The 13,970-nt window shown below is 51.5% G+C and carries 12 protein-coding genes; 7 read left to right on the top strand and 5 right to left on the bottom strand.

Features of this window, described 5'->3' with window-relative positions; genetic code table 11:
• The first annotated feature begins 46 nt into the window (after positions 1 to 46).
• The 4 genes from dmlA to yeaX all read left to right on the top strand — a co-directional run bounded on the left by dmlA (position 47) and on the right by yeaX (position 5,169).
• The gene (gene dmlA / locus FQ015_RS03225; protein ID WP_000978494.1) at positions 47 to 1,132 is read left to right on the top strand and encodes a multifunctional D-malate/3-isopropylmalate/tartarate dehydrogenase; all 1,086 of its coding nucleotides are present in this window, start codon (positions 47 to 49) and stop codon (positions 1,130 to 1,132) included.
• A 249-nt stretch (positions 1,133 to 1,381) separates the two neighbouring features.
• Entirely contained in the window at positions 1,382 to 2,992 is a 1,611-nt protein-coding gene (yeaV, locus tag FQ015_RS03220; RefSeq protein ID WP_160523702.1) for a BCCT family transporter YeaV, read from the top strand.
• A 31-nt stretch (positions 2,993 to 3,023) separates the two neighbouring features.
• Positions 3,024 to 4,148: a carnitine monooxygenase, oxygenase subunit YeaW gene (gene yeaW, locus FQ015_RS03215; protein WP_039020734.1), complete on the top strand. Its 1,125-nt coding sequence runs from the start codon at positions 3,024 to 3,026 to the stop codon at positions 4,146 to 4,148.
• Positions 4,149 to 4,203: 55 nt separating this feature from the next.
• Positions 4,204 to 5,169 carry a carnitine monooxygenase reductase subunit YeaX gene (gene yeaX / locus FQ015_RS03210; RefSeq protein ID WP_039020733.1) on the top strand — a complete coding sequence of 322 codons (966 nt, stop codon included), beginning with the start codon at positions 4,204 to 4,206 and terminating at the stop codon, positions 5,167 to 5,169.
• A 53-nt stretch (positions 5,170 to 5,222) separates the two neighbouring features.
• Here the strand turns inward: yeaX and rnd are convergent, their stop codons facing one another.
• The 5 genes from rnd to FQ015_RS03185 form a co-directional block, all read right to left on the bottom strand.
• Positions 5,223 to 6,338, bottom strand: a complete 1,116-nt coding sequence (gene rnd / locus FQ015_RS03205) for a ribonuclease D (RefSeq protein WP_001303529.1) — start codon at positions 6,336 to 6,338, stop codon at positions 5,223 to 5,225.
• 81 nt (positions 6,339 to 6,419) lie between these two features.
• The gene (gene fadD, locus FQ015_RS03200; RefSeq protein WP_000758422.1) at positions 6,420 to 8,105 is read right to left on the bottom strand and encodes a long-chain-fatty-acid--CoA ligase FadD; all 1,686 of its coding nucleotides are present in this window, start codon (positions 8,103 to 8,105) and stop codon (positions 6,420 to 6,422) included.
• 204 nt (positions 8,106 to 8,309) lie between these two features.
• Positions 8,310 to 8,891, bottom strand: a complete 582-nt coding sequence (gene yeaY / locus FQ015_RS03195) for a Slp family lipoprotein YeaY (protein ID WP_000290557.1) — start codon at positions 8,889 to 8,891, stop codon at positions 8,310 to 8,312.
• A 39-nt stretch (positions 8,892 to 8,930) separates the two neighbouring features.
• The gene (tsaB, locus tag FQ015_RS03190; protein ID WP_160523701.1) at positions 8,931 to 9,626 is read right to left on the bottom strand and encodes a tRNA (adenosine(37)-N6)-threonylcarbamoyltransferase complex dimerization subunit type 1 TsaB; all 696 of its coding nucleotides are present in this window, start codon (positions 9,624 to 9,626) and stop codon (positions 8,931 to 8,933) included.
• Positions 9,627 to 9,683: 57 nt separating this feature from the next.
• Positions 9,684 to 11,594 carry a helicase C-terminal domain-containing protein gene (locus FQ015_RS03185; protein WP_160523700.1) on the bottom strand — a complete coding sequence of 637 codons (1,911 nt, stop codon included), beginning with the start codon at positions 11,592 to 11,594 and terminating at the stop codon, positions 9,684 to 9,686.
• Between the two features lie 88 nt (positions 11,595 to 11,682).
• On the opposite strand from FQ015_RS03185, the gene FQ015_RS03180 reads away from it, so the two are divergent.
• From FQ015_RS03180 to FQ015_RS03170, 3 genes are all read left to right on the top strand, one after another.
• Positions 11,683 to 12,960: an SMI1/KNR4 family protein gene (locus FQ015_RS03180; RefSeq protein ID WP_160523699.1), complete on the top strand. Its 1,278-nt coding sequence runs from the start codon at positions 11,683 to 11,685 to the stop codon at positions 12,958 to 12,960.
• 58 nt (positions 12,961 to 13,018) lie between these two features.
• Entirely contained in the window at positions 13,019 to 13,363 is a 345-nt protein-coding gene (locus FQ015_RS03175) for a RidA family protein (RefSeq protein ID WP_032184405.1), read from the top strand.
• A 261-nt stretch (positions 13,364 to 13,624) separates the two neighbouring features.
• Positions 13,625 to 13,924: a DUF1889 family protein gene (locus tag FQ015_RS03170; protein WP_032184793.1), complete on the top strand. Its 300-nt coding sequence runs from the start codon at positions 13,625 to 13,627 to the stop codon at positions 13,922 to 13,924.
• Positions 13,925 to 13,970 lie beyond the last annotated feature (46 nt).

Here is a 13,970-nt window from a genome sequence, read left to right as displayed (position 1 = left end):
AGGATGAGGGTATTGTCAATTTTGATGGTCAGGAAGTGAGAACCCAATGATGAAAACGATGCGTATTGCTGCGATCCCGGGAGACGGGATTGGCAAAGAAGTCCTTCCTGAAGGGATTCGCGTGTTACAGGCTGCCGCTGAGCGCTGGGGCTTCGCCTTGAGTTTTGAGCAAATGGAGTGGGCGAGCTGCGAGTATTACAGCCATCACGGTAAAATGATGCCGGACGACTGGCATGAGCAACTTAGCCGTTTCGACGCCATCTATTTTGGTGCCGTCGGCTGGCCGGATACCGTTCCGGACCATATTTCGTTGTGGGGTTCGCTGCTGAAATTTCGTCGTGAGTTCGACCAGTACGTCAACCTGCGCCCGGTTCGTCTCTTTCCTGGCGTTCCCTGCCCGCTGGCGGGAAAACAGCCTGGCGACATCGATTTTTACGTGGTCAGGGAAAACACCGAAGGCGAATATTCCTCGCTCGGCGGTAGAGTGAATGAAGGTACAGAGCATGAAGTCGTCATTCAGGAATCGGTATTTACTCGTCGTGGTGTCGATCGTATTTTGCGCTATGCCTTTGAACTTGCGCAAAGCCGCCCACGTAAGACGCTAACTTCTGCCACTAAATCGAACGGTTTAGCCATCAGCATGCCGTACTGGGATGAGCGAGTGGAAGCAATGGCTGAGAATTACCCGGAGATCCGCTGGGACAAGCAGCATATTGACATTCTCTGCGCACGTTTTGTGATGCAGCCGGAACGCTTCGATGTGGTAGTGGCGTCCAATTTGTTTGGCGATATCCTTTCCGATCTTGGCCCGGCCTGCACCGGCACCATTGGCATTGCCCCATCCGCCAACCTGAATCCGGAACGCACTTTCCCGTCGCTCTTCGAGCCAGTCCACGGTTCCGCGCCGGATATCTACGGGAAAAATATTGCTAACCCTATCGCCACGATTTGGGCCGGTGCAATGATGCTCGATTTTCTCGGCAATGGCGATGAGCGTTTCCAGCAAGCACACAACGGTATTTTGGCAGCGATTGAAGAAGTGATTGCTCACGGGCCGAAAACACCTGATATGAAAGGCAATGCCACCACGCCACAGGTTGCCGACGCGATTTGCAAAATTATTTTGCGTTAAGGTCAAACCAGTTTATTTGAACCGCGTCACTGACGCGGTTTTTTTATTCGTTCTTTGCAGTAAATAACCTGCGTCATTTCACCTTTTATTGTTTCCGTTTCGTGTTTTATGGCTTTCCGTATTCTTAATTGTTTAATTTATGTAACATGCAAATAATCAATTTGTTAAACACAACATACAACTCATACCCTGCAAATAATTACAACTGGCAAAAGCCAGAGACGGGCTTTTATGCCCAGGAGATGACTCATGATGAGCAATGTTAGGAAAAAAGATGTGCCGTTGATAAGCATCAGCCTGGTGGCCATTCTTTTCATCGCAGCTGCATTAAGCCTTTTCCCACAACAATCGGCCGACGCGGCCAACGCAATATACACTTTTGTTACGCGTACGTTAGGTTCCGCCGTACAGGTATTGGTTTTGCTGGCAATGGGACTGGTGATTTATTTAGCCACCAGTAAATACGGCAATATTCGTCTTGGCGAAGGAAAACCGGAATACAGCACGCTCTCCTGGCTGTTTATGTTTATTTGTGCAGGTTTAGGTTCTTCTACGCTTTATTGGGGGGTTGCTGAATGGGCCTATTATTATCAAACGCCTGGATTAAATATCGCACCGCGTTCACAACAGGCACTCGAATTTAGCGTTCCCTACTCCTTCTTCCACTGGGGCATCAGCGCCTGGGCAACTTATACGCTGGCCTCATTAATCATGGCTTATCACTTTCATGTGCGGAAAAATAAAGGGTTGAGCCTTTCCGGCATTATTGCTGCTATTACCGGCGTTCGCCCGCAAGGCCCGTGGGGGAAACTGGTCGATTTGATGTTCCTGATCGCCACTGTCGGCGCACTGACCATTTCCCTTGTTGTCACCGCAGCAACCTTTACCCGTGGGCTTTCCGCGCTGACCGGTTTACCCGATAACTTTACCGTACAGGCATTTGTGATCCTGCTTTCCGGCGGCATTTTTTGCCTAAGCTCGTGGATTGGTATCAACAACGGTTTGCAACGTCTAAGCAAAATGGTTGGCTGGGGCGCATTCCTGCTGCCATTACTGGTGCTGATTGTCGGTCCAACCGAATTTATTACCAACAGCATCATCAATGCCATCGGCCTGACCACGCAAAACTTCCTGCAAATGAGCTTATTCACCGATCCGCTTGGCGATGGTTCATTTACCCGCAACTGGACCGTTTTCTACTGGCTGTGGTGGATCTCATACACCCCTGGCGTAGCAATGTTTGTCACCCGAGTTTCGCGCGGTCGTAAGATTAAAGAAGTTATCTGGGGACTGATCCTCGGCAGCACCGTCGGTTGCTGGTTCTTCTTCGGCGTAATGGAAAGCTATGCCATTCATCAGTTTATCAATGGCGTAATCAACGTCCCACAGGTGCTGGAAACGTTGGGCGGTGAAACTGCCGTTCAACAAGTTCTGATGTCATTGCCAGCCGGTAAATTATTCCTCGCCGCATACCTGGGCGTGATGATTATTTTCCTTGCCTCGCATATGGATGCGGTGGCCTACACTATGGCGGCGACCAGTACGCGAAATCTTCAGGAAGGTGACGACCCTGACCGTGGTCTTCGCCTATTCTGGTGCGTGGTGATCACCCTGATCCCGCTTTCCATCTTGTTTACCGGTGCTTCGCTGGAAACAATGAAAACTACCGTCGTCCTCACTGCCCTTCCCTTCCTCGCCATTTTACTGGTGAAAGTCGGCGGATTTGTTCGCTGGCTGAAACAGGATTACGCCGACATTCCGGCTCATCAAGTTGAACATTATCTCCCGCAGACACCGGTTGAAGCCCTGGAAAAAACGCCAGTGCTCCCTGCGGGAACCGTATTCAAAGGCGACAACTGAGCGCCATCATCCTAACGATAAAGGTATCCCTATGAGCAATCTGAGACCTGACTTTGTACTACCCGAAAATTTTTGCGCTAACCCACAAGAGGCGTGGACCATTCCTGCCCGTTTTTATACCGATCAGAACGCGTTTGAACACGAAAAAGAGAACGTCTTCGCCAAAAGCTGGATTTGCGTCGCTCACAGCAGCGAACTGGCGAATGCCAATGATTATGTGACGCGTGAGATCATTGGCGAAAGCATCGTGCTGGTACGCGGTCGTGATAAGGTTTTGCGCGCGTTCTATAACGTTTGCCCGCACCGTGGTCATCAGTTATTGAGCGGCGAAGGGAAAGCGAAAAATGTGATTACCTGCCCGTATCACGCCTGGGCATTCAAACTCGATGGCAACCTGGCCCATGCGCGTAACTGCGAAAACGTCGCCAATTTCGATAGCGACAAAGCGCAACTGGTTCCAGTACGTCTGGAAGAATATGCCGGATTCGTCTTCATCAACATGGACCCCAACGCCACCAGCGTAGAAGATCAGTTACCCGGTCTGGGGGCGAAAGTGCTGGAAGCCTGCCCGGAAGTCCATGACCTGAAACTGGCGGCCCGCTTTACCACCTGCACGCCTGCCAACTGGAAGAACATTGTCGATAACTATCTCGAGTGCTATCACTGTGGTCCGGCGCATCCAGGTTTCTCCGACTCCGTTCAGGTTGATCGTTACTGGCACACCATGCACGGTAACTGGACGCTGCAGTACGGTTTCGCCAAACCGTCCGAACAGTCTTTCAAATTCAAAGAGGGCACGGATGCGGCATTCCATGGTTTCTGGCTGTGGCCGTGCACGATGCTGAACGTCACCCCGATCAAAGGCATGATGACGGTCATTTATGAATTCCCGGTGGATTCTGAAACTACCCTGCAAAACTACGATATTTACTTCACCAATGAAGAGTTAACCGACGAGCAAAAATCACTGATTGAGTGGTATCGCGACGTGTTCCGTCCGGAAGATTTACGTCTGGTTGAAAGCGTACAGAAAGGGCTGAAATCGCGTGGCTATCGTGGTCAGGGGCGCATCATGGCCGACAGTAGCGGTAGCGGAATTTCCGAACACGGTATCGCCCATTTCCATAATCTGCTGGCGCAGGTGTTTAAGGACTAATGACATCGGCGGCGGTATTTTCCGCCGCTGGGCTGATTTTTGATGGAGTACAGCAATGTCAAACTACCAAATGTTTGAAGTTCAGGTGAGCCAAATTGAACCGCTTACCGAACAGGTGAAACGCTTCACGCTGGTGGCAACCGATGGCAAACCATTACCTGCATTTACCGGAGGAAGTCACGTCATTGTGCAGATGAGCGATGGTGATAACCAGTACAGCAATGCGTATTCACTGCTGAGTTCGCCGCTCGATACAACTCATTATCAGATTGCCGTTCGACTGGAAGAAAACTCGCGCGGTGGTTCGCGCTTTTTGCATCAGCAGGTGAAAGCAGGCGATCGGTTGACCATTTCGACGCCTAATAATCTGTTTGCGCTAATTCCCTCGGCCAGAAAGCATCTGTTTATCGCGGGCGGTATTGGTATTACTCCTTTCCTGTCGCACATGGCAGAGTTGCAATACAGCGACGTCGACTGGCAGTTACATTACTGCTCGCGAAATCCAGAAAGTTGCGCATTTCGTGATGAGCTAGTCCAGCATCCGCATGCCGAGAAAGTCCATTTGCATCATTCATCAACCGGAACACGACTGGAATTAGCGCGATTATTGGCGGATATCGAACCTGGCACACATGTTTATACCTGTGGCCCCGAGGCGCTAAATGAGGCGGTAAGAAGTGAAGCTGCGCGTCTGGACATCGCCACCGATACGCTGCACTTTGAGCAATTTGCTATCGAAGACAAAACCGGCGATGCATTTACGCTGGTGCTTGCCCGTTCCGGAAAAGAGTTTGTGGTGCCGGAAGAGATGACTATTTTGCAGGTTATTGAAAATAGTAAAGCAGCGAAAGTGGAATGTTTATGTCGTGAAGGGGTATGCGGAACCTGCGAAACGGCAATACTGGAAGGTGAAGCTGACCATCGGGATCAGTATTTTAGCGATGAAGAGCGTGCCAGCCAGCAAAGTATGTTGATCTGTTGTTCACGCGCGAAGGGTAAACGCCTGGTGTTGGATTTGTAGTTTGCCGAAGCCGGATGTGGCGCTGAGCGCACCCAGTCCGGCTTCGGAAGATTTTACTGTGGATATTCCTGCAATAAATTGTGTAATGCTTCCGCCATCAGCTCACCACGCCAGCCGGAAATCAGCTCCGGCAAATTGTTCTGCGGTTTCAGTTTCCAGTGCCAGTTCAGCAGCTGGTTGATTTGCCGACGCGATGCCAGCAATTCGGCGCTGATCTTGTGTGTTTCGCTCACGTCAGTAATCAGCGACTTAATCGCTTTAAACGCTTTACGATAACCCGGCATGTCCATCAGGTTAAGCATCGGCTGCGGTAAGGCCTCTTCCGGCAATGTCTGCGCTTTTTCCACCAGCGCCAGCAGCGTTTTACCGTGAAAGCGGATTTCGCTACCGGATAAGCCCAGGCTGTCCAGTTCGCCTAAACTTCCCGGCATATAACGCGCTACCGACCACAAATGCTCTTCACGCACGACAAAGTTCACCGCCAGATCGCGCTCCCGCGCCTTACGCAGTCGCCAATCGGCTAACAGTTGCAGACAGGCCAGTTGGCGTGTGCGTAACTGCCAGGCATTGGTGATATCACGCCAGGCATCTTCCGGCGCAACGACTTCCTGACGACGCATTTGCATCAGGCGGCATTCATCCAGCGCCGCAGGTAGCCAGCCGGAGGCCTCCGTTTCTACCATAAGCTTTGCGGTGATCGGTAACAGATACCAGACATCCGCCGCTGCGTATTCACACTGACGTTCAGTCAGCGGTCTGGCCAGCCAGTCGGTGCGCGATTCACTCTTGTCCAGCGTAACGCCGGAATACTCTTCCACCATGGAAGCAAAACCCCATGACATCGGGCGTCCGCAGAAGGCAGCAAGGATTTGCGTGTCAATCAGGGGTTGTGGTAATTCGCCAAAGACATTGAGGAACACTTCCAGATCTTCACTGCCTGCATGGAGAAATTTTGTGATGGACGGATCGCGCAGGATCGCTTTCAGCGGTGACCAGTCGGTGATCCCGAGAGGATCAATTAGCGCCAGATGCTCGCCATCGAAAAGTTGAATTAGACCCAGCTGCGGGTAATAGGTGCGCGTACGAACAAATTCAGTATCCAGGGCTATCGCCGGAAAGGCACGGACAGCTTCACACAAAGAAGCCAGCGCATCGTCCGTGGTAATCATTTGGTAATTCAAATTGTATTCTCTTTAGTGGGCGTCAAAAAAAACGCCGGATTAACCGGCGTCTGACGACTGACTTAACGCTCAGGCTTTATTGTCCACTTTGCCGCGCGCTTCGTCACGTAATTCTCGTCGCAAAATTTTTCCGACGTTAGATTTCGGTAACTCATCACGAAACTCCACCAGCTTCGGTACTTTGTAGCCCGTGAGCTGACGGCGGCAAAAAGTCACCAGTGACTCTTCGGTAAGCGATGGATCTTTTTTCACAACGAAGATTTTCACCGCTTCACCACTTGAGCCGGAAGGTACGCCAACAGCCGCGACTTCCTGTACGCCAGGATGCTGCATGACGACATCTTCAATCTCGTTGGGATAGACGTTAAAACCGGAAACCAGAATCATGTCTTTTTTGCGATCAACGATGCGTAAGAAACCTTCTTCGTCCATTACGGCAATGTCGCCAGTGTGTAGCCAACCGTTTTTGATGATTTCATCGGTAGCATCCGGACGCTGCCAGTAACCCAGCATCACCTGCGGTCCTTTGACACAAAGCTCACCCGGTTGACCCGGTGGTACTTCATTATCATCATCATCCACCAGTTTGGCTTCCGTCGACGGCACCGGCAAACCGATGCTACCACTATGATAATCAATATCATACGGGTTAACGCTGACCAGCGGCGCACACTCGGTCAGGCCATAACCTTCCAGCAGATACTGTCCGGTCAGTTTCACCCAACGTTCTGCCACCACTTGTTGAACAGGCATACCACCGCCTGCAGAAAGATGCAGACTGGAGAAATCCAGCTGCTGGAACTCTTTATTGTTCAGCAACGCATTGAACAAGGTGTTAACGCCGGTTATCGCGGTAAACGGATATTTCGCTAACTCTTTTACCAACCCTGGAATATCGCGCGGGTTAGTGATAAGCAGGTTCTGCCCACCCAGTTCGATAAACAGCAGGCAGTTAATGGTCAGTGCAAAAATGTGATACAGCGGCAGCGCCGTCACCACCAGCTCTTTGCCCGGATGCAACAGCGGACCATAGGTCGCGTTAACCTGTTCCAGGTTCGCCAGCATATTGCGGTGAGTCAGCATCGCGCCTTTCGCCACACCAGTGGTACCGCCGGTGTATTGCAGGAAAGCTAAATCTTCCGGCACCAGTTCGGGTTTGACGTACTGCATCCGGTAGCCGTTGTGCAGGGCGCTACGAAATGAAATGGCATCTGGCAGATGGTATTTCGGCACCAGACGCTTGATGTATTTAACAACGAAGTTGACTACCGTGCCTTTTGCCGTAGATAGCTGATCGCCCATACGGGTCAGAATTACGTGCTGAACGGCGGTTTTATCAACCACTTTTTCCAGAGTGTGGGCAAAGTTAGACACGATAACAATCGCCGATGCGCCGCTATCGTTAAGCTGATGCTCAAGTTCACGCGGGGTATACAACGGGTTAACGTTTACGACAATCATCCCGGCACGCAAAATGCCAAACAGCGCCACCGGATATTGCAATAAATTAGGCATCATCAACGCAACGCGATCGCCTTTCTTCAGTCCCAACCCTTGTTGCAAATAAGCGGCAAACGCGCGACTGCGTTCTTCCAGTTTGCGGAAGGTCATCACCTCCCCCATATTCACAAACGCGGGTTGATCGGCGTAGCGCGCGACCGACTGCTCAAACATATCTACCAGAGATTGATAACGGTCAGGGTTGATCTCCGTCGGAACGTCCGCGGGATAACGGTTAAGCCAAACCTTCTTCAATTCTTCACCTCTAAAATGCGTGTTCGTCGTCATCGCAACCCCAAATGATATACATGCCGTTAACATAATATTAACTCATCATACCAGCTTGATAATTACCCAACGAAAAGGTTGCGAAGCGCGTCACTATTTATTTTTATCTTTACCGTAAGAATGCAGAAACAGCGGACCAGCCGCTGTTTCTTTTTCTTTAAAAACAAGCAATTATTCAGTTACAACAGTTTGTACTCTCGCGGGGCCGGGATTATACCAGCCCCATCCACCGTAGCCATAGGGCCAGCCACGACCGCCATAAAACCATGGATCAATCGGCTGAGGCGGCATAATCACCTGCTGGGTTAAATGCCAACGTTTGTAACCCGTTACCTGCATCACCATAAATTTATAGGGCGTGTTGCCGATTTTGCCGTCAACCGCACCGGTGATTGGCCCGACTACCGTAACCAGTTGTCCACGGAAATCCACCGGATCAAGAAAACCGTTCACATCGGCATAAATGCGCCCGCGTGAAGGTTCTCCCAAAGTTGGTCTGGCTCCGCTGTCGAGCGGTACGGTAGCAATTTCCAGGCGGGTTTTCCCTTGCTGGTTTTGTACCGCAACCACTTTGCCACCAAAGCGTGCCTCCTGACCAACGTACAGCTGCGGCGCACTCATCACCCGAACTAAATCTTGTTGCGGCGTGGGACTGTTGCCTTTAATGGCGTCCGGCACAGTGACACAACCGCTCAGCATTAGCGCAAACGTACCTGCCAGTATGCCTTTGATAACATTCTTTTGAACCGCCATGATGCGACTCCTTTTTTTCTCAGGGCATACTCTTAAGATTCATTCTTTGCCCGGAAGTTTCTTCCATGCGACGTTGTTACGTAAATAAACCGGTTCGGCATGTTCCACCGCCACCGTTTTACCCTCGGCAAACATCTGACAAGCAATCGGCAGCATATCTTCTGCAGCGGGCAGTAACACATCGCCATCGCGCAGGGCCAACCCGCTCTCTTTACCGAGATCCGGCCAGGCTTGCCAGCCCGTACCCACGGTTACCCATTCGCCGGAAAGCTGTTGCAACCGTTCATGAACGAGTTCTGGTTTCAGTACGGCTTCTGTTTCTTCGCCGTGCCAGATACCGTTTTCATCACGCTGATATTCGGCCCAGTAAACTTCCCCCATTCGCGCGTCAATGGCTGCCAGCACGCGGGTTGCGCCGTTTTTGCGCCACGCCCCTTGCGCCATCGTCATTAGCGTGGAGACGCCAATCATCGGTAATTCCGCGCCAAGCGCCAGCCCTTGCGCAATGCCAATACCAATGCGCACGCCGGTAAAGCTACCGGGGCCGCGCCCGTAAGCCAGAGCATTTATGTCCGTCAGGGAAATTCCGCTGGTGGTCAGGATATCCTGCACCATCGGTAAGATTCGTTGAGTATGTTCACGAGGGCAAAGCTCAAAATGAGCGTTGACAGTACCGTCGTTCCACAGGGCGACAGAGCAGGCCTCTGTCGCGGTATCGATAGCCAGAATTCGCATGGGTCTTCGTGCTTAGATCAATAAAAAGGCGCGCATCATACCATACTCCATCACAAATTACCTGGAGGATGGTATCGCAAGGAAACGAACCGCACGGGCAATGTCACGGGTGCGCGGCGCTGGCGGCAGACTGGCGAGAAACGTCGCGCCGTAAGGGCGCATCACCAGCCGATTGTCGCAAATCACCAAAACCCCTCGATCGTCGGCGTCGCGAATCAGTCGCCCTACCCCCTGCTTGAGAGTAATGACCGCATCCGGCAGCTGTACTTCATCGAACGGGTCGCCTCCGCGCAAACGGCAATCTTCCATGCGCGCTTTTAATAGTGGATCATCCGGTGAGGTAAACGGCAACTTGTCGATAATCACCAATGACAATGTATCGCCACGCACATCCACCCCTTCCCAGAAGCTGCTGGTTGCCACAAGCAGCGCGTTACCGGCGCTGACAAATTGCTGCAACAGTTGCCCTTTGCTAGTTTCCCCCTGCAACAAAACGGGAAGCGTCATGGTAGCGCGGAACTGCTCGGCCAGATCGCGCATCATGGCGTGCGAGGTACAAAGCATAAAACAACGACCGTTGTTAGCTTCGATGATCGGTCGCAACATTGCCGCCAGTTGCCGTGCGGAGCCCGGTTGATTGGTTTGCGGCAGGTTGCGCGGCACACAGAGTAACGCCTGGCGGCTGTAATCAAACGGGCTGGGTAACAGCAACGACTCCGCCTGTTCGATGCCAAGCCGCGAGGTGAAATGATGCAGATCGTCGTTCACCGACAGCGTTGCTGAGGTAAAGATCCAGCTACCGGGTTTTTGCGCCATTAACTCTTTGAATTTATCCGCCACGCTGAGCGGCGTGAGTGCCAGAGTAAAATGGCGCGAAGTGCATTCGTACCAGTAGCTGTAGCCCGGCTGATTGATCTCTTTTAGCCGTTTAAGCCGCGTACGATAAAGTGTGGCGCGTTCAAATGCCGCATCCAGCAAGGCGGAACGCCCCAGCGACAGTTTCGCCACGTCATAACAAAGTTCCAGGGTGTCATCGAGCAGTAAAAATGCTCGCTGAATTTGCGGATTAGCTAACAGTTCGCGCAGGTTGCCACGATAACCTGGCTCACCTAATTGAAGGCGAAAATCCTGCGCGCTCTGGGCAAGGCGGTCGGCGCACTTTTGTAACTGCTGGGTGTCTTTTAATTCGGTGCGGTAGGCGATGGTGATGTCTTTTGCCAGGTCGAGCAGTTGTCGACTGGAGAGTGACTGACCAAAATACTGGCTGGCAATGTCAGGCAGTTGGTGGGCTTCGTCGAAGATCATCACGTCAGCTTCCGGGATCAGTTCGCCAAATCCACTCTCTTTCACCACCATATCCGCCAGAAAGAGATGATGGTTTACCACCACCACATCGGCGTCCATCGCTTTTTTGCGTGCTTTGACCACAAAGCAATCTTTATACATCGGGCAGTCGCTGCCAAGGCAGTTGTCGTTGGTGCTGGTGACCAGCGGCCACGCCTGTGAATCTTCCGCCACGCTGACGCAGGTGCTGATATCACCATCGACTGTTTGATTAGACCAGGAGCGCAGCAGGATCACATCGCTTAAAATTTGTACCGGTAGATCGCCACCCGCCAGCGCCTGCTGTTCGAGACGTTCGAGGCAGAGGTAGTTAGAGCGCCCTTTCAGCAACGCCACGTTGCCCGTGTATTTCAACGCCTTTGAGACCGTTGGCAAATCGCGGCTGTAGAGCTGATCCTGCAACGCTTTTGAGCCGGTCGAGATAATGACTTTCTTTTTCGCCCGTAGCGCAGGGGCCAGGTAAGCGTAGGTTTTGCCCGTACCGGTTCCGGCTTCCACCACCAGCGGCTGGCTTTTTTCTATCGCCTGGGTGACGGCTACCGCCATCTGACGCTGTGGTTCTCGCGGCTTAAAGCCTGGTATCGCTTTCGCCAGCTGACCGTCTGGTGCAAAATCGTCCGTCACACTACCCCCTGTTGATTTGAACAGGGATTATGTCAGGATGAGGGCGCTTTCGCCAGCAGGACCGCCACGATAATTAAGGAGAGCAAGGATGCAACTTAGCGCCGCTGAACAGAGCCTGGTCGAACGGATTAAGCAAAAAATCCCCCGCATTTCGTCAGGCGATCCAAACTGCGCCTTATTTGGTGCCAAACAGTGGAAATACCAATGGCCGCCTGCAGTCAGTGAAGAGACGCTCCTTGCCTTTGAGCAGCAATCTGGCGTTTCGCTGCCGCGCGTCTACCGCATTTTTCTGCGTTACATAGCCAATGGCGGCCCATGTTATGGTTATGGTTTATGGCCTATTGAACAATGCCCGGTACAGGGTTTACTGCCGGTCGACAATATGCTTCCCCTGCGTTTGACGCAGCTTGATATTCAACAGGTCCAGGCGATTGCGGTTTCCGATGAGGGCAATCACCCTGTTTACAACGGGCTGCTGCAAATTGGTTGCAATGGTATTTACCTAGTGGTTACCGGGCAATATAGAGGGCGACTACTGCGTTCCTCATTTGACTCGGATTTTCCTGTAACCAGCGAAACGTTTCAGTTTCTGTATGACGCCGATTTTCTCAGTTGGTATGAACGCTGGCTTGACGAGATCGTTGCCGGGATGGATATGGAAACTTTCGGCACCGATGTCCCCGGCAGTCAGGCGCAATTGCGTACGCTTTTCATGGCGACCCAAAACAACGATGCCCTCTCATCGCTGGCGCGTTTTCCGCTTGCCGAGCCGGAAACACTGGCGCTTTGGGAGTCTGTTTGTCGCACGGATAAAGATCCTGCACCCGGGAATATTGCCCTGAAAGCGCTGATTAATGCGCGAGCAGAATGTGTTCCGGAGATCGTTCATCTTCATCTGTCCATGCCCGGTGCGTATCAAGATAACGCCGTGCAGTTGTTGCTACGCCTTGCCGATAAAAAGGGCTTCCCGCTGGCGCTGTTTACCCGGCAACTGGTACGACATTTAGCGGAAGTGACGGATGTCACGACGTTCGCTGAAGCGGTGCAACTGATCCAGCAAAGCGAATTTAATTGCTGCGAAACTTTTGCTCCGATCTTTCAACATGTCAGTTGGAAGAACGTTCTCTGGCTAACATGGGGAATAACGCAGGCGAAAGATTTTGCGACTCAGGACTGGCATGTGGCGTTGTTTGAACCGTTATTCAAACATCCGGATAGTGAAATCTGTAAACAGGCAATTTATGCCCTGTTTGGCGTTCGCGATCCCCGCGTGCCCGCATGGGTTGACTACGCCGCAATGCGTTTTCCCGATTTAACCTCGCTGCGCCACGATTATTATCGCCGCACCTGGGAGGTTGAAGAATGACGTTAGCGTGCGATTATGGCAGTCTTAGCACTAAATTTTGCATATTAAGGAGAATAAAATGACCATTACCCGTATCGACGCCGAAGCCCGCTGGTCTGATGTCGTGATCCACAACAACACTCTCTACTATACGGGTGTGCCGGAAAACCTTGACGCCGATGCTTTTGAGCAAACTGCGAATACGCTGGCGCAGATTGACGCCGTGCTGGAAAAACAGGGCAGCAATAAATCGAGCATTCTGGATGCCACCATTTTCCTGGCTGATAAAAACGACTTCGCGGCGATGAATAAAGCGTGGGATGCCTGGGTTGTCGCGGGTCATGCGCCGGTGCGCTGCACGGTACAAGCGGGACTGATGAATCCACAGTATAAAGTTGAAATTAAGATTGTTGCTGCGGTTTAAGTTATTCCAGGGCAGAAAATAACCAGATAATACTGACCGATTTTGCTGGATTCGGTCAGTACTTCGCGACCCCACTCTGTTATCCCTCGTTCCGGGCGCAATAAAACAGGCTTAAATTGTGTCGCGCCTCACTGCGTTCGGCAAAAAACACAGATGTCAACAGACTAGCGCATGATAGAGGTTTATAATCCCTTTGATCTTAGAGGCAATTTGAGGTCATATAGACTTATTGATTACGTGGTTAATTTTAAGGATAAGAATATGCCTGCTGTAATAGATAAAGCCCTGGATTTCATTGGTGCCATGGATATCTCAGCATCAACACCAAGTTCTATGAATGAAAGCACTGCAAAGGGAATCTTTAAATGTCTGAAAGATTTGGGAGTACCCGCGAGTGCCGACGTCATCATTGCGCGAGGGAACGAGGAAGGATGGAATCCTGAGTTCACACAGAAAATGGTTGGTTGGGCAAAAAAAATGGAGTCTGGTGAACGCGTGGTGATTAAAAATCCGGAATATTTTACGTCATATATGCATGACGAACTCAAAGCGCTGGTATAGTTTAACTCTCTATCAGCAGAAATCGACATGGACGCTTTCATCTATA

Origin of the sequence: Escherichia sp. HH26CH, from assembly GCF_009820205.1 — a bacterium.
Taxonomy (GTDB): domain Bacteria; phylum Pseudomonadota; class Gammaproteobacteria; order Enterobacterales; family Enterobacteriaceae; genus Escherichia; species Escherichia coli_F.
The sequence above is the reverse complement of the archived record's forward strand: the minus strand, read 5'-3'. Positions and strand labels throughout refer to the sequence as shown.